An 18,029-nucleotide genomic window follows, 5' to 3' on the forward strand; every position below is an offset into this window, starting at 1 on the left:
CCCGGGGTGGCCGGGGTCCGTCGACGACGTCGTCGCCGGTGGCCGTCGCCGCGTGCGCCGCCGCAGGGCAGCGGTCCTCGTGCCCGCGCTGGGCCTGACCTCCTCGCCGGCGGTCTCGCCGCGACCCTGACGGGTGGGTCCAGCCTCTCGGGGCAGCCGCCCGCGGGAGGGGGGACCCCCTCCTTCGTCTCCTGCAGCACGGCGCCGACGAGCTGCGACCCGCACACTGTGGACGCCTGGATCGGCGAGGCGACGGGTGCCACGGTCCAGAGCCCTGATGTCTTCGCCGACCCTCCCGGGATCCCCGGCAGCGTCGTGTACTACCGGCCGGTCGTTGGGTCCGGCGTCGGGATCAGCGTGGCGGTCGCCGCCGACGGTCGGGCGACGGACTTGGGCAAGGGTCTTGTCGAGCCGCCCGACCGGGCCATCGCGAGCGACGACCCGGCCATCACCCGCTACGAAAAGGTGGCCACGCCGAACTCCGCTTCCTACACGGGATGGGGGGTCGACGCCGGGGATGGGCACGGTGCGGTCCTCGTCGTCTACTCCGGGCCTGCCGGCAGCCGACCATCCGATGCCGACGTCGCCCGCCTGATCCGGGGGCTCGTCGGCCTCTGACGCGCCACCCCTGCGAGGATGTGCGCCATGACGACTGACGGCCACCTCGAGCTGCCCGGCTACGCCCACGTCTACTCCGGCAAGGTGCGCGACCTCTACGCGCCGATCGGCGCCGACGGGCAGCCGCGCCAGGACCAGCTGCTGCTCGTCGCGAGCGACCGGATGTCGGCCTACGACTTCGTGCTCGACACCCCGATCCCCGACAAGGGCGCGGTGCTCACGCAGATGTCGCTGTGGTGGTTCGACCAGCTCGCCGACCTCGTGCCGCACCACGTCGTCTCGACCGACGTCCCCGCGGCGGTCGCCGGGCGCGCGGTGCTCGTCGAGCGCCTCGAGATGCTGCCCGTCGAGTGCGTCGCCCGCGCCTACCTCACCGGCGGTGGGCTGGGGGAGTACCAGTCGACCGGCGCCGTCAGCGGCATCGAACTGCCGGCCGGCCTCGTCGACGGCTCGCCCCTGCCGGAGCCGATCTTCACCCCCTCGACCAAGGCGCCCGTAGGCGAGCACGACGAGCCGATCCCGTACTCCGGCGTCGTGGCCGAGATCGGCGAGGACCTCGCCGCGCGCGTGCGCGACCTCACCGTGCGGATCCTCCAGCGCGGCAACGAGATCGCCACCGAGCGCGGCATCATCCTCGCGGACACGAAGGTCGAGTTCGGCATGCGCGGCGACGAGATCGTCCTCGCCGACGAGGTGCTCACGCCGGACTCCTCGCGCTTCTGGCCCGCCGACGAGTGGCAGCCCGGCCGGCAGCAGCCGAGCTTCGACAAGCAATATGTCCGCGACTGGCTGACGTCGCCGGCGAGCGGCTGGGACAAGAGCTCGGGCGAGGCGCCCCCTTCGCTCCCGGAGGACGTCGTCGCGCAGACCCGGGCGAAGTACGTCGAGGCCTACGAGCGGCTCACCGGGCAGACCTTCTCCGCCTGAGGTCGAGTCGGGGCCCGGCCGGAGCGCCGGTTGGATGCGCAGGCCGGTCGGACGCGTCGGAGGTGACCCGCGGGTACGACGACCAGTCGAGCCAGACGGTGCGACGCGCGGCCCGCGATCTTGGGCCTCGCCTTCCGGGTGGCCCCGGAAGTGGTCGTCGTACCCGTGAGTCACTCCGAGGCGGGCGCCTGACGGGATCGGCCAGGCGCCCGCCCACCGGGGCAGCGAGCGTCAGCGCACGACGGTCGGTGCCGGGAAGCCCTGGCCGCGGGCGCTGGCAGGGACTTCGTGGCGAGCAGCTGCTGCACCGTCTCGGCCGGGGGCTCGTCGACGGCGGGGAAGGGCTCGGACTCCGCCGGGCAGGTGGCATCGCTCGACGGTGAGGCGCCGGTGACGAGGTAGCGGTCGACGCGCGTCGTGACGCACTGGGAGACGCCGTAGGCCGTGTGGCCCCACGAGTCGCTCGAGATCAGCCGCGAGCGGCCGAGCGTGTTGCGGGTCTGGACCGCGCCGTCGTAGTTGGTGGCCGGGTCCCAGTAGTTGGCGACGATGAGCACGCCCTTGGGCGAGACCTTGTCGTAGGGGCCGACGTAGGCGTCCTCGTCCTGGCCGGTGAAGGAGTCGCCGGCGCACCCGGCGCTTCCCCAGAGCCACAGCGGGCCGAAGCCAGGGGCCTTGGTCTCCTGCTGCTTGGCGTAGGCCGGGTAGTCGGCGATCTTCGTCGTCTCGCGGCTGTCGGTGCAGGTCACGGAGAGGAAGGCGTCGAGCGAGTTGTCGTAGGCGAAGGCGCGCCGGGGTGCCTGGTCGGCCTGCTTGATCGCCGTGATGGTGCGCTGGTCGACCTGGTGGCCACCGGCGCGACGTGCCGCGGCACCCTGGGACTGGCCGATCATCCACTCGATGTCGCTGAGCATGAAGTCGACGAGCATCGGCGCCTCCGGGTCGTAGAGGCCCGACAGCACCGTGCCGACGAGGTCGGCATAGGTGAGGGTCATCTCCTCGCCGGTGTAGGGGTCGGTGATGACGGCCGGCTCCTTCTTCAGGGACGCGGTCATCGCGGCGTACTTCTTCTTCGGGTCGCCGCCGGTGGCGAAGTAGCACCGGTCGGGGCCGGCCTTGCCGCACTCGGTGAGGATCTTGTCGAGCGCCTTGTGAGCACCGACGCCAGAGCGCAACCGACGCTCGAGGGGGAGGCTCTGGTTCCACGCGGTGCCCGACCAGGACGTCGGGCTCAGGGTGCCGTCGATGACGATGCTGCGGAAGTTGCCGGGGAACATATTGGCGTAGGTGGTGCCGAGGTGGCTGCCGTAGGAGAAGCCGAGGTAGCTCAGCGGTCCGTCGCCGATCGCGCGCCGGACCATCTCCATGTCGCGGGCGACCTCGGCGGTCGACATCGACGTCGCGAGTGCATTGGTGGAGCAGGCCCGGGAGATCTTCTTCATCCCCTGGATCCAGCGCTGCTCCTGGGTCCAGCCGACGGGGAAGGCGCTGCTCACCTTGCTGAAGACGGTGTCCTGGTCCTCGACGGGCAGGCACTGCACGTGGTCGCTGAAGCCGACGCCGCGGGGGTCGACGCCGACGACGTCGAACTTCGCGCGGACCTCCGGCGAGAGCCACTGGTCGGCGAAGTAGGCCATCTCGGTCGACGAGCCGCCGGGGCCGCCGGGGTTGACGAAGAGCGTGCCGATCCGCTTGCCCGTGGCAGGCAGGCGCAGGACGGCGACATTGGTCTTCGTGCCCGTCGGCTTGTCGTAGTCGAGCGGCACCTTGGCATTCGCGCAGCGGGCCCCGCCGTAGCAGCTGAACCACGACAGGCGCGGCGTCGCGACCTTGTTGAGCTTGCTGTTCTCGCTGGGCTTCCACGCGCTGGCGGTGGTGTCGGCCTGCGCCGTGGTCGGTGCCGCGGTGGCGGTGGTCGTGAGTCCAAGTCCGAGGGCGGCGGTGGCGCCGAGCGCGAGCGCTCGCAGTCTCAAGCTGTGCATGTGTCATCCCCTGTGTCCCGGCACCGGGTGCGCCGGCTGCGATCAATCTAGGGGTGAGGTGCATCACTTGTCCGGCAAGGTCGCCCGGGGTGTTTCACGGACCGACGAAGGGGGATGACGCGGCGCCCCTGCGCGGGCAGACTGCCCGCATGTCGACGACGACCGAGATGGCCACCGCCCGCGCCAACGGACTCGGGGAGGTGTTGCGCCGCAGCGCTGCTCGCCACCGGGACAAGGTCGCGATCATCGACGGCGAGGTCCGCTGGACCTATCGCGAGCTCGACGCGATCGTCACCTCGGTGGCCGCAGGCCTCGCCGAGCGCGGCGTGGCGAAGGGGGACCGCGTCGCCCTGCTCAGCCGCAACAGCGCCGACTTCGCCGCGATCGCCTGGGGCGCGGCACGGCTCGGCGCGATCCTCGTGCCGATCAACTTCATGCTCACCGCCGACGAGGTCGGCTACATCCTCCGCGACAGCGAGCCGGTCGCGGTGGTGACCCAGTCGGAGTTCGTCGCCACCGCCGACGAGGCGATCGCCGCGAGCGGGCTCGAGATCGGGACCCGGGTGGTGACCGGCGACGGGAGTGGCGGGTGGACCCCCTTCGCCGACCTGCGGGCCACCGACGCGACCGGTTGGGAGCCGCCGACCGTCGCCGACGACGACCCGATCCGCCTGATGTACACCTCCGGCACCGAGTCCCGGCCGAAGGGGGCGCTGCTCACCTCCCGCGCGCTGCAGGCCGAGTACCTCAGCGCGATCATCGACGGCGGCATGAGCGGGGACGACATCGACCTGCACACACTGCCGCTGTACCACTGCGCCCAGCTCGACTGCTTCCTCGGGCCGGACATCATGCTCGGCGCGACGAGCATCATCCTGCCGGCGCCCGACCCGGCGACCGTGCTCGCCACCATCGCCGAGCACGGGGTGACGAAGTACTTCGCGCCACCGACCGTGTGGATCTCGCTGCTGCGGCACGCCGACTTCGACGGCACCGACCTGAGCAGCCTGCGCAAGGGCTACTACGGGGCGTCCCCGATGCCGGTGGAGATCCTCAAGGAGATCCAGCAGCGGCTGCCCGACGTCGACCTGTGGAACTTCTACGGCCAGACCGAGCTCGCCCCCGTCGCGACGATCCTGCCGCCGCACGAGCAGCTCTCCCACGCCGGCTCCGCGGGGCGGCCCGTGCTCATGGTCGAGACCCGGCTCGTCGACGACGCCGGCCACGAGGTGCCCGTCGGCGAGGTCGGCGAAGTCGTCCACCGCAGCCCGCAGATCGCCGCCGGCTACTGGCGCAACGAGGACAAGACCGCCGAGGCCTTCGCCGGTGGCTGGTTCCACTCCGGTGACCTCGCGATCGCGGACGACGAAGGGCGGATCACGATCGTCGACCGCAAGACGGACATGATCAAGACCGGGGGTGAAAACGTCGCCTCCCGTGAGGTCGAGGAGGCGATCTATGCCCACCCCGACGTCGCCGAGGTCGCGGTCTTCGCCCTGCCGGACGCGAAGTGGGTCGAGGCGGTCACCGCGACGGTCGTGCCCAAGGAGGGCTCGGGCCTGAGCGTCGAGTCGGTGCAGGAGCACTGCGCGCAGGTGCTCGCGAGCTACAAGCGGCCCAAGCGGATCGAGATCCTCACCGAGCTGCCCAAGAACCCGAGCGGCAAGATCCTCAAGCGCGAGCTGCGGGAGCGCTTCAGCTGATGGTGCGCCGCTCGGGCTAGTCCTCCTCACGCGAAGGGTGGTTGCGCGCGATCTCCCGGTCGGTGAGCACGATGTGCACCGCGAGCGCGACGGCCGCCAGCACGGCGACGGTGAAGAAGACCATAGCGATCGCCGGGAAACCGAGGATGCGCGCGTCGGTCTCGACGCGCATCATCATCGCCGCGCCGATGATCGTTGCCGCGATGATCAGGCCGAGGGTCAGCCGGTTGGCGACCCGCTGGAGCACGAGGTGCAGCCGCTGCTCGTCGATGGCGTCGACCCGCACCCGCATCTCGCCGCGGGCGAGGGTGTCCAGGATCCGGTTGGCCCGCTTGGGCAGCTGCGCGGTGAACTCCTTGGTCTCGATGGCTGCCGTGAGCAGCCCTCCGGGCGAGACCTTGAGCGACGAGGCGAAGATGTCGGACACGTTGTCCCGGATCGCGTCCGCGGGGGAGAAGTCCGGGTCGAGGTGGATGGTCGTCTGGTCGAGGTTGAGCAGCGCCTTGCCGATCATCGCCATCTCCGCCGGTGGTCGCAGGCCGTGGACCCCCGAGAGGCGCGACAGCTCGACGAGCAGTCGGCCGGCCTGCACATCGGAGCCGCTGGCCACCGCCTCGCTCACGAGGTGCGCCACGTCGTCGCGGAAGGCTGCGGCGTCGTGGTCCTCGAGAGGGTGGCCCATGTCCGCCAGGACGGCTGCGGCCTCCTCGCCCTCACCATCGTTGATCGCGAGCAGGAGCTTGGTGACGTGCGTCTGCACCCGCTGGGGCACCGTCGCGACCATCCCGAGGTCCAGCAGGGCCAGGCGCCCGTCGTCGGTGACGAGCAGGTTGCCCGGGTGCGGGTCGGCGTGGAGGACCCCGTCGTCGAGGATCATCCGCAGATAGCAGTGGAAGAGCTGCTCCACGAGCGGGCGGGCGTCGAGGTCGATGAGCGCCAGAGGCCCGAGGTCGGTGACCTTGCGGCCCTCGATGTGCTCCATCGTCAGCACCCGGGTCGTCGTCAGCTGCATCACCGGCTCCGGCACGACGAGCCGGTCGTGCTCGGCGGTCAGCTCGATGAAGCGCAGCAGGTTGCGCGCCTCGCGGCGGTAGTCGAGCTCGTCGACGAGCGAGCGGCGGAACTGGCGCAGCAGCTGGTTGAGACCGTAGGAGCGACCGATGCTCGTGTGCTTGTCCGCCAGGCCGGTGACGGTGTCCAGGGCGTCCATGTCGCCGCGGACCGCCTCGCGCACGTCGGGACGCTGCACCTTGACGACGACGTCCCTCCCGGAGCGGGTCGTCGCCCGGTGGACCTGGCCGAGCGAGGCCGCCGCGAGCGGCTCCTCGTCGAAGAACGCGAAGAGGTCCTTGATCCGCGCCCCGAGCTCCTCCTCGACGATCTCGCGGACCTGCTCGAAGGGGAAGGGCTCCACCGAGTCCTGCAGCCGGGTCAGGGCCTGGGTGTAGGCCGGCGGCAGCAGGTCGAAGCGCGTGGAGAGCAGCTGGCCGAGCTTGATGTACGTGGGCCCCATCGCCTCGAGGTCCGCGGCGAAGGCCTTCGCCCCCTGCGTCGCCCCGTCCGGCAGGTCCTCGTCGGCGCCGAGATCGTCCTGCTGCGCTCCGGCGAGCAGGTCACCCCGGCCGTGACGCAGGAGGAGTCGCACGAGGTCGGAGTACCGGCTGCTGCTCATGGGTCCATCCTGCCCAACTAGACTCGCCGCGGACGCACCCCCTTCGCACCAGGAGATTCCCCGTGGGACGCATCGTCGTCGACGTCATGCTCAAGCCCGAGATCCTCGACCCCCAGGGCCAGGCGGTCCGGGGGGCGCTGCCCCGGCTGGGGATCGACCAGTTCACCGACGTGCGGCAGGGCAAGCGCTTCGTGCTGTCCGTCGACGGCGACGTGACCGAGGCGCACCTGGCGTCGGCCCGCGAGGCCGCCGAGACCCTCCTGTCCAATCCCGTCATCGAGGACGTCGTGAGCGTCCACGAGCTGACGAGCGACGAGCCGGAGCAGGCGCCGATCACCGGGGCCGGCGCGTGAAGATCGGCGTCGTCACCTTCCCCGGCAGCCTCGACGACTCCGACGCCCGCCGCGCCGTGACCCTCTGCGGCGGCGAGGCCGTCGCCCTGTGGCACGGCGACGCGGACCTCCACGGCGTCGACGCGGTCGTCATCCCGGGCGGCTTCTCCTACGGCGACTACCTGCGCGCCGGGGCCATCGCCCGGTTCGCCCCGGTCATGGGTGAGGTCATCACCGCGGCGAAGGGAGGGATGCCGGTCCTCGGGATCTGCAACGGCTTCCAGATCCTCACCGAGTCGCACCTGCTCCCCGGGTCGATGATCCAGAACGACCACCGCAAGTTCCTGTGCAAGGACCAGGTCCTGCGCGTCGAGTCGACCTCGACGGCGTGGACCTCCGGCTTCGAGGCCGGCCAGGAGATCAGCATCGTGCTGAAGAACCAGGACGGCCAGTTCGTCGCCGACGAGGCCACCCTCGACCGGCTCGAAGGGGAGGGACAGGTCGCCTTCCGCTACGTCGGCGGCAACCCCAACGGCTCCTCCCGCGACATCGCCGGCATCACCAACGAGCGCGGCAACGTCGTCGGCCTCATGCCGCACCCCGAGCACGCCGTCGAGGAGGGCTTCGGCCCGAGCCTCGACGGCCGCACCTTCTTCACGTCCGTCCTCGAGCAGGTGGTGTCCGCGTGACCGTCAGCAACCTCGACACCGTGACCGTCGCGCAGGGCAGCCCCGACACCGAGCAGCCGTGGGCCGAGCTCGGGCTCAAGGCCGACGAGTACGAGCGCATCCGCGAGATCCTCGACCGTCGCCCGACGAGCGCCGAGCTGGCGATGTACTCGGTCATGTGGTCCGAGCACTGCAGCTACAAGTCCTCCAAGGTCCACCTCAAGCGCTTCGGTGACCTGCCGGCCGAGACCCCGCTCGGCAAGACCCTCGCCGGCATCGGGGAGAACGCGGGTGTCATCGACATCGGTCAGGGCTGGGCGGTGACCTTCAAGGTCGAGTCCCACAACCACCCGAGCTATGTCGAGCCCTACCAGGGTGCCGCGACCGGCATCGGTGGCATCGTCCGCGACATCATGGCGATGGGCGCCCGCCCGATCGCGGTGATGGACCCCCTTCGCTTCGGTGCCATCGACCACCCCGACACCGCCCGCGTCCTGCCCGGCGTCGTCAAGGGCATCGGCGGCTACGGCAACTCCCTCGGGCTGCCCAATGTCGGCGGCGAGATCGTCTTCGACGACTGCTACCAGGGCAACCCGCTCGTCAACGCGCTGTGCGTCGGCTCCCTTCGTCACGAGGACCTGCACCTCGCCAACGCGTCGGGCACCGGCAACAAGATCGTCCTCTTCGGCGCCAAGACCGGCGGCGACGGCATCGGCGGTGTGTCCGTCCTGGCCTCCGAGACCTTCGAGGAGGGTGGCCCCGCAAAGCGGCCCGCCGTCCAGGTCGGCGATCCCTTCGCCGAGAAGGTGCTCATCGAGTGCTGCCTCGACCTCTACGCCGCGGGCGTCGTCGAGGGCATCCAGGACCTCGGCGGAGCCGGGCTGTCCTGCGCGACCTCCGAGCTCGCGTCCGCCGGTGACGGCGGCATGCAGATCGAGCTCGACAAGGTGCCGCTGCGCGACTCCACCCTCCGCGCGGAGGAGATCCTCATGTCGGAGTCGCAGGAGCGCATGATGGCCGTCGTCGCGCCCGACAAGCTCGACGCCTTCCTCGCGATCACCGGCCGCTGGGACGTCGAGGCCGCCGTCCTCGGCGAGGTCACCGACGGCGACCGGCTCGTCATCACCTGGCACGGCGAGACGATCGTCGACGTGCCGCCGCGCTCCGTCGCCCACGACGGGCCTGTCTACGAGCGTCCGATCGCCCGGCCCGAGTGGATCGACGCGGTGCAGGCCGACGCGAGCTCCTCCCTTCCTCGTCCCGCGGACCTGGGCGCCGACCTGCTCGCGCTGCTCGCCTCGCCCAACATCTGCGACAAGTCGTGGGTCACCGACCAGTACGACCGCTACGTCCTGGGCAACACCAAGCGGGCCATGCCGCACGACTCCGGCGTCATCCGCGTCGACGAGGAGTCCGGCCTGGGCGTCGCCGTCTCGACGGACTGCAACGGCCGCTTCGGCCGGCTCGACCCCTATGCCGGGGCCCAGCTCGCGCTCGCCGAGTCCTACCGCAATGTCGCGACCTCCGGCGCCCTGCCGCTCGCCGTCACCGACTGCCTCAACTTCGGCTCGCCGGAGGACCCGGGCGTCATGTGGCAGTTCCAGCAGGCCATCGGCGGGCTCTTCGACGCCTGCCTCGAGCTCGGCATCCCGGTGACCGGCGGCAACGTCTCCTTCTACAACCAGACCGGCGAGACGGCGATCCACCCGACGCCCGTCGTCGGCGTCCTCGGGGTCATCGACGACGTCGCCACCTCGGTCGCCTCCGGTTTCGCTGCCCCCGGTGAGGTCGTGCTGCTCCTCGGCGCGACCCGGGACGAGCTCGACGGCGGCGAGTGGGCGCACGCCCTGCACGGTCACCTCGGCGGGCAGCGCCGCGGGTCGACCTCGCCGCGGAGAAGGCGCTCGCGTCCTTCTTCGTCGACGCGGCCCGTCGAGGTGCCCTGGCCAGCTCGCACGACCTGTCCGACGGCGGCCTGGCCGTGGCGCTCGCCGAGTCGGTGCTCACCGGCGGCACGGGTGCCTCGGTCGACCTGACCCCGGTGCTCGAGCGTGACGGCATCGACGCCTTCACCGCGCTCTACTCCGAGTCGACGGCTCGTGCCCTCGTCACGCTCCGCTCCGAGGCCGACGTGGCCACGGTCGTCGGCATCGCCGAGACGCACGGCGTGCCCGTCGCCCGCCTCGGTGTCACCGACGGTGACCGGCTCAAGGTCAAGGACGCCCTCGACCTCGGCCTCGACGAGATGCGCACCGCCCACACCGGGACGATGGCCCGCTACTTCGGCTGAGCCCCTCCCACCGCACCAGCAAGCTGTGGCCGATCACCTCCGGGTGGTCGGCCACAGCTCGTGGGCGCGGGCTCTCGTGGCGAAGGGGGGCGCAGCCTCAGCGACCCCGGGCCAGCCGGTCCGCGCCGAGGCTGACGACGAGCGCCGCCGCCGCCATGGCGGCGCCGACCCACAGCGGTGAGGTGTAGCCCAGGCCCGCGGCGATCGTCACGCCACCGAGCCAGGCGCCGATGGCATTGCCGACGTTGAAGGCCGCGATGTTGGCGCCCGACGCGAGGGTCTGGGCATCGCCCGCCCAGGACATGACCCGGGTCTGCAGCGGCGGGACGGTGGCGAAGCCGAAGCCGCCCATGAGCACCAGCGCGACGACGGCCAACCAGGGCGAGCTCGCGACGAGCGCGAAGCCCACCATGACGAGTGTCAGCGCCGCAAGGGTGCCGACGAGAGTCCGGGACACCGACCGGTCGGCCGCCCGGCCGCCGAGGGTGTTGCCGACGAAGAGGCCACCGCCGAAGAGGATGAGCAGCCACGGCACCGTCGCCGACGCGAAGCCGGAGACGTCGGTGAGCAGGAAGGCGATGTAGGTGAAGGCACCGAACATCCCGCCGAAGCCGAGCACGGTCATGAGCAGCGAGAGCCACACCTGGGGCTCGCGGAAGGCGACCACCTCGTGCCGGAGCGAGGCGCTCCCTTCGCCCTGCCCGGCGCCGCGCGGCACGAGCGTGGCGATGGCGACGAAGGCGAGGACGCCGATCGCGGTGATCGCCCAGAAGGTCGAGCGCCAGCCGAGCTGCTGACCCAGCAGGGTGCCGAGCGGCACGCCGAGGACGTTGGCCGCGGTCAGGCCGGTGAACATCACCGCGATGGCGGCCGAGCGTCGCGCCGGAGCCACGAGCGAGGCGGCGACGACCGAGCCGATGCCGAAGAAGGCGCCGTGGCACAGGGCCGCGACGACCCGGCCGACGAGCATCGCCTCGTAGCTGCCGGCGACAGCCGAGAGGGTGTTGCCGGCGATGAAGAGCGTCATCAGGCCGAGGAGGACGCGCTTGCGGTCCAGCCGGGTGACGGCCGCGGTGAGCACGATCGCGCCGACGGCGACGGACAGCGCGTAGCCGGAGATGAGCCAGCCCGCGGTCGCTTCGTCGACGCGGAAGTCGGCTGCGACCTCCGGCAGCAGGCCGGCGATGACGAACTCCGTCAGGCCGATGCCGAAGCCGCCCGCGGCCAGGGCGACGAGCCCGGCCGGCACCCGTCGGGTCGAAGGGGGCGTCGCCCCGGTCATCGGGTCGGCCTCGGCCGTCGATGCGTCCTGCGCCGATAGAGCGCGTGTGCAAGTAGTGGTCATGGAGAGGGAAACTAGTTGCACACGCGGGTTGTTGCAAGTCGACTGCTAATCTTGGGCCATGGGAATCGCTGATGACGCCGTCGAGATCCGCGCCCGCGGCTGGCGCACCCTCGCCGCGCTCCACGGTCACATCGAGGCCGTCCTCGAGCGTGAGCTCCAGGGCGAGCACGGCCTGTCCGTCGTGGAGTTCACCGTCCTCGACGCACTCAGCCGGCAGGAGGGCTGGCACATGCGCATGTCCCAGCTCGCCCGTGCCGCCGCCCTGTCGAGCAGCGCGACGACCCGCCTGGTCAACCGGCTCGAGGACCGCGGCCTGCTCACCCGGATCATCTGCGCCGACGACCGGCGCGGCATCTACACCGAGCTGACCCCGCGGGGCGTGAGCTCCTCGAGACTGCCCGCCCTACCCACCACGAGGTGCTCGAGCGGGCACTCGACGAGGCTCGCGAGCAGCCCGAGCTCGCCCCCCTCGTCGACGCCCTGCACGCCCTCGAGGTCGTCCCGACCCATGCCTGAGGCCCCCTGGCTCGTCATCTTCGACTGCGACGGGGTGCTCGTCGACAGCGAGCGCCTCAACGTACGCACGTGGACCGGCATGATGCGCGACGCCGGCGTCGACTTCACCGAGGCCGATGCCGTCGAGACCTTCGTCGGCAAGGCCTACAAGGACAACCGGGTCACCCTCACCGAGCTGACCGGCGCCGTGCCGGATCCCGAGTGGGAGCGCGCTTGGCGGGCCGAGTTCGCCCGCAGTCAGGAGGAGCTGGAGCCGGTCCCGGGTGCTGCCGAGGCGGTGGCTGCGGTCCGCGAGCTGGGCCTGCAGGTGTGCGTCGCCTCGGGCTCGCTCCGTGCGGCCATCGGCGCGAAGCTCGCGCGCACCGGGCTGGAGGGACTCTTCCCCGAGTCCGCGCGCTTCAGCGCCGAGCAGGTCGAGCGCGGCAAGCCGGCACCCGACGTCTTCCTCCTCGCCGCCGAGTCCATGGGCTTCGCCCCCGACCGGTGCGTCGTCGTCGAGGACAGTCGCGCGGGCGTCGAGGCGGCCGTCGCCGCCGACATGCCGGCGGTCGGCTACCACAGCGACATGACCCCGGCCGGCTGGCTCGACGAGGCGACCGCGGTCATCACCGACATGACCGACCTGCCCTCGGTCGTCTCCCGGATCACCGGCGCGGGCTGAGGGTCAGCGCACCCGCCAGGCTCCCGGATCGGGAGCCGTCGGCGCAGGCCGCGAGTCGGCGTCGGTCAGCGCGCGGCCGCCGGCCGTGCGCCGGGCCAGTTCGTTCGCGCCGAGCACCCCCGAGGGGAAGGGCCAGCGTCCCACCTGCCGCCGGATCTCGTCGAGGTCGAGCGGGCGGTGCGCGGCGGCGAGCACGGCATTGCCGTAGCGGCGCCCCTTGATGACGTCGCGCATCGCGACGAGGGCCAGAGAGCCGTTGGGGGAGAAGGCCGCTCGCAGTCCGGCAACGACATCGGCGAGATGCCGCCAGCCCGGCTCGTCGGGGGAGTTCATGACGAGCACGCCGTCGGGCCGCAGGACCCGCGCCACGTGCCCGAAGAACTCGACCGTCTGCAGGTCCGCCGGGACCCTCCCTTCGTCGAAGGCGTCGACGACGACTGCATGGGCCGAGGCGTCCTTGAGCGCCTCGAGACCGGGTCGGCCGAGCTGGGGCCGCACGCGGATCCGGTGCCCGCGGGGCAGCGGTAGCTGCTCGCGGACGGCCGTGGTGAGCGCCTCGTCGGGCTCGAGGACGATCTGCGGCGAGCCCGGCCGGGTCGCGTGCACCCAGCGCGGCAGGCTCAGCCCGGCCCCGCCGACGTGGGTCACGCCGAGCGGCTCCGGCGCGGGGTGGACGGCGTCGAGCACGGCCGCCATGTGCTGCACGTACTCGAAGACGAGGTGCTCGTCGTCGACGTCGACGTGGCTCTGCGGGTGCCCGTCGCGCATCACCGTCACACCGCCGTGCTCATCCGGCACGAACTCGACCTCCGCCATGGGGCAACCCTCACACAGGTGCCGCTTCGGTCGTCGAGGTGGCCGAGCCCTCGCGAGGCCCTCGAGACGCGAAGGGGGCCACGCACCGACCGGTGCGTGACCCCCTTCGGGTCGTGCGTCAGGCGCTGGTCACCGGACCAGGCCGGTCGCCCGCCCCTTGCCCTGGCCCGGGTGCTCGCCGGTGCGGCCCTTGCCCTGGCCGGGGGTGGTCGCCGGTGTTGCCGCGGCCGTGGCCCTTGCCCGTGCCGGGACCCGTGCCCTTGCCGTTGCCCGTCGCCGTGACCACCGCCGGTCTCGGCAGCGGTCACCGTGACGGGGAAGCTCGCCGTCGTGCCGCCCGGGGCGGCGACGAGGCGGACCGTGCTGTCGCCGGTGACGCCCGCGGGGGCGGTGAAGCTGATGTCCGCGGTGCCGTTGCGGGTCGGGACGCCGTCGACGAGACCGGCCGTGACCGGGAAGGTGCCGACGGAGGTCTCGCCGACGAAGACCTCGACCTCGGTGGTCGTCGGGGCGCCCTTGGAGGTCATGTCGAAGCCGGAGGCGGTGAAGGAGACCTGCTCGCCCTCGGTCAGCTCGCTCGGCTGACCGCTGATCGCGACGGCCTGCTTGCGGTAGTCGGGCTCGACGACGTCGCGGGCACCGAAGTAGTTGATGAAGGCGTCGGTGTCGATGAGACCCGAGTCCTTGCGGTCGGTGCCCTCGCCGAGGACGGTGAAGTTGTCACCGCCGCTGATGAGGAAGGAGCCGGAGGCGATCGTGTAGGTCGCGGCCTCGTCCACGGGCGCACCGTCGACCATGACCGAGGTGATGTGGCTGCCCTTCGCCGCGTCCGGGTCGAAGGTGTAGGTGACGTTGTCGGACAGGCCGAGCTTGAGGAAGGGCCGCGACTCACCCTCCGGCTGCCACTGCTGCTCGAGCAGGGTGCGCAGCTGGGCGCCGGTGATGTCGACCGTCATCAGCGTGTTGGCGAAGGGGTTGATCGACGCGGCCTCCGCGTAGGTCACCTCGCCGGGGGCCTCGGCGGCCGTCGGGGCGTACATGAGGTCCGAGCGCAGACCGCCGGGGTTCATGATGCCGATGTCGGCGCCGCTGCGGCCGGGCTGGTTGAGCGCGTCGAGCCAGATGTCGGCGGTGAGGTTGCCGAGGGTGGACTCGCGCTGACGGTCGTCGCGGCCGCCGGCGGCGCTGAAGGCGGTCGTGATGTCGCTCGAGACCTTGCCGACGACCTGCTTGCCGACCTCGGCGGCCTCGCTGACGGCGGTGTCGACGATCGCGGCGGCCTCGACGTAGGCCGGGTCGGCGGCGCAGTCCGCGGTCGGGGCGCTCACCTTGAGGTTCGTCGCGGAGTACTGCGTGACCTTGCGCGTCTGCGGGTCGAAGCCGAGCTGCACCTGGCCGAGCGGGTTGCCGTAGGAGCCGGACTGGATGATGGGGCGGGTGCCGCCACCGGGGGCGGGGGCGTCCCAGGCATAGGTGCGGTGGGTGTGCGCGGTGAAGATCGCGTCGACCTCGCCGGCCGTGTCGTTGACGATGTCGGCGAAGGCGCCGCCCGCCGCGACCTGCTCGTCGAGGGTGCTCGTGTCGTCACCGGTGGTCGCGCCCTCGTGGTACTCGGCGACGACGATGTCGGCCTCGCCGTTGGTCGCGTCGCCGTCCTTGAGCTGGCCCGCGACGCGGTTGACCGCGGCGACCGGGTCGCCGAAGTCGACGCCCGTGATGCCGGCGGGGGAGACGAGCGAGGCGGTCTGCTCGGTGACCGCGCCGACGACGCCGACCTTGAGACCCGAGACCTCGATGATCGTGTACTCGTCGAGGGCGGGCGTCATCGTGCCGCGCTCGTAGACGTTGGCCCCCAGCAGGTCGAAGTCGGCCGCCTGGGAGACCCGGCCGGTGAGGTCGGACATGCCCTGGTCGAACTCGTGGTTGCCCACGGCGCTCGCCTTGAGCCCCAGCGCGTTGAGGAACTGGATCGTCGGCAGGTCCTGCTGCGACGAGGAGGTGAAGGGGGAGGCCCCGATGTTGTCGCCGGCCGACAGCAGCGCCGTCGAGTCCTCGCCGAGCGCCGCGCGCGTCGAGACGACGGTGCACGCGAAGGACTTGCCGAGCGTGCCCTTGTTGTCGGCGTCGATGCGACCGTGGAAGTCGTTGAAGTTCAGCAGGTTGACCGTGGTCAGGGCGGGGTCGATCGAGCCGGGCTGGACCGGGTCGGCGGCGTGGGCGGTGCCGGCCGTGGCGACGAGTGCGGCGACCGCACCCGCTCCGACGAGCAGCGACGCGCCCCTCTTCTTCAGGGACATGTGGGTTCCTCCGGGACAAACAGGGGTGTGTGACGTGCCCGACACCGGGCGCATCGCACCCGATCGTGCCCTACCGGGGAGACGGGCGCAGGACGAAGGGGGGAGGTTTCCTGACCGCCGGGTGAACCTCTGGTGGTGGGAGACTGACGCCGTGGCCGGACGACGACGCATTCCCGTGGACGAAGGGTGGGCCGCGCTGCACGCGTGGTCCGCCAGCGACGACCGCTCGGCGGTCGACCGGGCGACGGTGGCGACCGCGGTGCGGCACACGGTGCCGAGCTCGCCGACGTGGCCCCCGGCCGCCAGCGTCGAGGTGCGGGTGCCTCCCTTCGCCGCGGCGCAGTGCGTCGAGGGGCCGGTGCACACCCGCGGCACCCCGCCGGCGGTCGTCGAGACCGACCCGCAGACCTGGCTGGAGCTGGCCGTCGGTGACCTCGCGTGGGCCGACGGCGTCGCCTCGGGCCGGGTGCGGGTGAGCGGTCAGCGGACCGACCTGTCCGCCCACCTCCCGCTCACCGAAGGGAGCTGAGCAGCTCCTCGGCGACCTCGAGCACCCGCACGCTCTCGTCGAGCGGCATGACCGGCGACTCGGTCTCGCCGGCGGTGACCCGCACGGCCACCTCCGTGGCCTCGTGCCGCAGGCCGCGGTGCTTCTCGATCGGGTCACCCGCCATCGTGTCGAGGACGACGCCGTCGGCGCCGACCAGTCGCATCGTCGTCGGGGTGTAGAACTGCGTCTCGAGCTCGAGGCGGGCCCACGTGCCGTTGACCGAGGCGGTCGTCGGGGACGAGACGGACATGTCGGTGGCGCACGAGGCGACGGCCCCGCTCGGGCCCTGCACGACGAAGGCGACCCGACGGTCGACGCCACGGTCGGTGAGCGACCCCAGGCCGGCCGCCGAGCTGATCCCGCCGAGGACGAGCGAGGCGAAGGAGAGCGGGTAGATCCCCAGGTCGAGCATCGCGCCGCCCGCGAGGTCCGGGCTCGCCAGCCGCTCGGGGCCGTCGGGCCACAGCTGGATCGAGTGGTCGGCGAGCACCGTGCTCACCTCGCCGAGCATCCCGGCGTCGAGCACCTGGCGCAGGACGTCGATGTGGGGGAGGAAGCGGGTCCACATCGCCTCCATGCAGAAGACGCCGGCCTCGCGGGCTGCGGTGGCGATCTGCGCGGCCTCGTCGGCCGTGGGGGCCAGCGGCTTCTCGACGAGCACGTGCTTGCCGGCGCGGATCGCGAGGAGCGCGTGCTCGAGGTGCTCGCTGTGCGGGCTGGCGACGTGGACGACGTCGACCTCCGGGTCGGCGACGAGGTCGGCATAGCTGCCGTGGGCCCGCGCGCCGGGGACGTGCTCGCCGACGAAGGCCTGCGCGCGCTGCGTGTCCCGCGAGCCGACCGCGACGACCTGCTGGGCGGTGCCGCGCAGCGAGATCGCCATCTGCCCGGCGATCCACCCGGCACCGAGCAGGCCCCACCGCAGACCGGGCGCGGCCGCCGGGTCGGGGGTGCGCGGCGCAGGGAGCTTCATCCCGGGGACATCGGCATGCGGGCGCTGGCTGCTCATGGATCCAACCTACGATGGAGGCGTGAGTGCGCAGCGTCCCCGGAGCAACCCCAAGCCCGTCCCCTTCATCGTGACGGGGGCGATCATCGGCCTGGTCGTCTTCGGCGTCGTCAGCATGCTCGGCCCCGACCGCAACGCCGGGTTCAACATCGACTACGACCCGGGCGCCGCCCTCGGCTTCATGAGCGTGCTCGGCCTGTGCGTCGGTGGCTTCGTCGGCGCGGTCGTCGTCGCCCTGCTCACCTATCGCAAGTAGTCCTCAGGCCCGCGCCAACGCCACCGCCGAGACGAGCGGTGCGAGGGTGACGGCGAGGATGAAGGCCCGCTCGCTCACCCCGAAGGTCCGCGACCGCAGCGGCCGCACGACCAGCGAGACGACGAGGCACACGAGCGCGACCGCGGCGACGTGGTCGAGCAGGGCCAGGCCGGGCGCGCCGCCCCCGTGAGCCGGACGAGCAGGTCCCCGGTCGGTCCGATCGTCGAGTAGGCGATGGTGAACCACGCGACCGCTAGCACCATGTGCAGCCGGCCGAGCGGCGTCGTCTCGGCGCCCGGGCCGTCGGTCGGCACGTGCGGCATCGTCGCGAGCACCGCGGCCAGTGCCAGCAGCCAGAGCCCGAGCGGCACGCTGCGGGCGGGGCCG

General features: G+C 71.9%; 15 protein-coding genes and 2 pseudogenes. 10 read left to right on the forward strand and 7 right to left on the reverse strand.

Translation table 11 applies throughout. The features are described 5' to 3' along the window. The first annotated feature begins 228 nt into the window (after positions 1 to 228). Complete coding sequence (locus tag AC2W7J_RS06055; RefSeq protein WP_485981774.1) at positions 229 to 618, forward strand: hypothetical protein; 390 nt, start codon at positions 229 to 231, stop codon at positions 616 to 618. Positions 619 to 645: 27 nt separating this feature from the next. Beyond that, positions 646 to 1,545: a phosphoribosylaminoimidazolesuccinocarboxamide synthase gene (locus AC2W7J_RS06060; RefSeq protein ID WP_485981775.1), complete on the forward strand. Its 900-nt coding sequence runs from the start codon at positions 646 to 648 to the stop codon at positions 1,543 to 1,545. Between the two features lie 170 nt (positions 1,546 to 1,715). On the opposite strand, the gene AC2W7J_RS06065 is transcribed toward AC2W7J_RS06060, so the two are convergent. Continuing rightward, on the reverse strand, positions 1,716 to 3,527 hold the full coding sequence (locus AC2W7J_RS06065) for an alpha/beta hydrolase (RefSeq protein ID WP_485981776.1): 1,812 nt from the start codon (positions 3,525 to 3,527) through the stop codon (positions 1,716 to 1,718). A gap of 149 nt (positions 3,528 to 3,676) precedes the next feature. On the opposite strand from AC2W7J_RS06065, the gene AC2W7J_RS06070 reads away from it, so the two are divergent. Then, a complete protein-coding gene (locus AC2W7J_RS06070; protein ID WP_485981777.1) occupies positions 3,677 to 5,230 on the forward strand; it encodes a fatty acyl-CoA synthetase in 1,554 nt (517 codons plus the stop codon). A 16-nt stretch (positions 5,231 to 5,246) separates the two neighbouring features. On the opposite strand, the gene AC2W7J_RS06075 is transcribed toward AC2W7J_RS06070, so the two are convergent. Next, a complete protein-coding gene (locus tag AC2W7J_RS06075) occupies positions 5,247 to 6,902 on the reverse strand; it encodes an ABC1 kinase family protein (RefSeq protein WP_485981778.1) in 1,656 nt (551 codons plus the stop codon). 62 nt (positions 6,903 to 6,964) lie between these two features. On the opposite strand from AC2W7J_RS06075, the gene purS reads away from it, so the two are divergent. The 3 genes and pseudogenes from purS to purL all read left to right on the forward strand — a co-directional run bounded on the left by purS (position 6,965) and on the right by purL (position 10,192). Next, positions 6,965 to 7,255 carry a phosphoribosylformylglycinamidine synthase subunit PurS gene (gene purS / locus AC2W7J_RS06080; RefSeq protein WP_255185066.1) on the forward strand — a complete coding sequence of 97 codons (291 nt, stop codon included), beginning with the start codon at positions 6,965 to 6,967 and terminating at the stop codon, positions 7,253 to 7,255. Continuing rightward, on the forward strand, positions 7,252 to 7,923 hold the full coding sequence (purQ, locus tag AC2W7J_RS06085) for a phosphoribosylformylglycinamidine synthase subunit PurQ (protein ID WP_255185067.1): 672 nt from the start codon (positions 7,252 to 7,254) through the stop codon (positions 7,921 to 7,923). The genes purS and purQ overlap by 4 nt, the downstream gene beginning before the upstream one ends. After that, positions 7,920 to 10,192, forward strand: a pseudogene (gene purL / locus AC2W7J_RS06090) (phosphoribosylformylglycinamidine synthase subunit PurL). The gene purQ and the pseudogene purL overlap by 4 nt, the downstream one beginning before the upstream one ends. A gap of 97 nt (positions 10,193 to 10,289) precedes the next feature. On the opposite strand, the gene AC2W7J_RS06095 reads toward purL, so the two are convergent. Beyond that, positions 10,290 to 11,441, reverse strand: coding sequence for an MFS transporter (locus AC2W7J_RS06095; RefSeq protein ID WP_485981784.1), 1,152 nt, complete (start codon positions 11,439 to 11,441; stop codon positions 10,290 to 10,292). Between the two features lie 154 nt (positions 11,442 to 11,595). Here AC2W7J_RS06095 and AC2W7J_RS06100 point away from each other — a divergent pair. Next, a pseudogene (locus AC2W7J_RS06100) lies at positions 11,596 to 12,053 on the forward strand (MarR family winged helix-turn-helix transcriptional regulator). Continuing rightward, positions 12,046 to 12,714 (forward strand): HAD family hydrolase, encoded by a 669-nt coding sequence (locus AC2W7J_RS06105; protein ID WP_255185070.1) that lies wholly within the window; start codon positions 12,046 to 12,048, stop codon positions 12,712 to 12,714. Before AC2W7J_RS06100 ends, AC2W7J_RS06105 begins: the two are co-directional and overlap by 8 nt. A 3-nt stretch (positions 12,715 to 12,717) precedes the next feature. On the opposite strand, the gene AC2W7J_RS06110 is transcribed toward AC2W7J_RS06105, so the two are convergent. Together AC2W7J_RS06110 and AC2W7J_RS06115 are read right to left on the reverse strand one after the other, a co-directional pair. Beyond that, positions 12,718 to 13,530 (reverse strand): spermidine synthase, encoded by an 813-nt coding sequence (locus AC2W7J_RS06110; RefSeq protein ID WP_485981779.1) that lies wholly within the window; start codon positions 13,528 to 13,530, stop codon positions 12,718 to 12,720. Further along, positions 13,488 to 15,827 (reverse strand): bifunctional metallophosphatase/5'-nucleotidase, encoded by a 2,340-nt coding sequence (locus tag AC2W7J_RS06115; RefSeq protein WP_485981780.1) that lies wholly within the window; start codon positions 15,825 to 15,827, stop codon positions 13,488 to 13,490. The genes AC2W7J_RS06110 and AC2W7J_RS06115 overlap by 43 nt, the downstream gene beginning before the upstream one ends. Before the next feature lie 175 nt (positions 15,828 to 16,002). On the opposite strand from AC2W7J_RS06115, the gene AC2W7J_RS06120 reads away from it, so the two are divergent. After that, complete coding sequence (locus tag AC2W7J_RS06120) at positions 16,003 to 16,356, forward strand: sterol carrier family protein (protein WP_485981781.1); 354 nt, start codon at positions 16,003 to 16,005, stop codon at positions 16,354 to 16,356. Here the strand turns inward: AC2W7J_RS06120 and AC2W7J_RS06125 are convergent. After that, entirely contained in the window at positions 16,340 to 17,386 is a 1,047-nt protein-coding gene (locus AC2W7J_RS06125) for a Gfo/Idh/MocA family protein (RefSeq protein WP_485981782.1), read from the reverse strand. The two genes, AC2W7J_RS06120 and AC2W7J_RS06125, sit on opposite strands and share 17 nt — an antisense overlap. Before the next feature lie 22 nt (positions 17,387 to 17,408). On the opposite strand from AC2W7J_RS06125, the gene AC2W7J_RS06130 reads away from it, so the two are divergent. Next, positions 17,409 to 17,642 (forward strand): hypothetical protein, encoded by a 234-nt coding sequence (locus tag AC2W7J_RS06130; protein WP_255185075.1) that lies wholly within the window; start codon positions 17,409 to 17,411, stop codon positions 17,640 to 17,642. Positions 17,643 to 17,645: 3 nt separating this feature from the next. Here the strand turns inward: AC2W7J_RS06130 and AC2W7J_RS06135 are convergent, their stop codons facing one another. Beyond that, positions 17,646 to 17,888: a hypothetical protein gene (locus AC2W7J_RS06135; RefSeq protein ID WP_485981783.1), complete on the reverse strand. Its 243-nt coding sequence runs from the start codon at positions 17,886 to 17,888 to the stop codon at positions 17,646 to 17,648. Positions 17,889 to 18,029: the final 141 nt, after the last annotated feature.

Source organism: Janibacter sp. CFPM2_SD2 (assembly GCF_057364645.1).

Coding starts and splice junctions, on each gene's coding strand:
- AC2W7J_RS06125 (WP_485981782.1), bottom strand. CDS start 17,386: ATGAGCAGCCAGCGCCCGCATGCCGATGTCCCCGGGATGAAGCTCCCT.
- AC2W7J_RS06115 (WP_485981780.1), bottom strand. CDS start 15,827: ATGTCCCTGAAGAAGAGGGGCGCGTCGCTGCTCGTCGGAGCGGGTGCG.
- AC2W7J_RS06060 (WP_485981775.1), top strand. CDS start 646: ATGACGACTGACGGCCACCTCGAGCTGCCCGGCTACGCCCACGTCTAC.
- AC2W7J_RS06070 (WP_485981777.1), top strand. CDS start 3,677: ATGTCGACGACGACCGAGATGGCCACCGCCCGCGCCAACGGACTCGGG.
- AC2W7J_RS06075 (WP_485981778.1), bottom strand. CDS start 6,902: ATGAGCAGCAGCCGGTACTCCGACCTCGTGCGACTCCTCCTGCGTCAC.
- AC2W7J_RS06065 (WP_485981776.1), bottom strand. CDS start 3,527: ATGCACAGCTTGAGACTGCGAGCGCTCGCGCTCGGCGCCACCGCCGCC.
- AC2W7J_RS06105 (WP_255185070.1), top strand. CDS start 12,046: ATGCCTGAGGCCCCCTGGCTCGTCATCTTCGACTGCGACGGGGTGCTC.
- AC2W7J_RS06110 (WP_485981779.1), bottom strand. CDS start 13,530: ATGGCGGAGGTCGAGTTCGTGCCGGATGAGCACGGCGGTGTGACGGTG.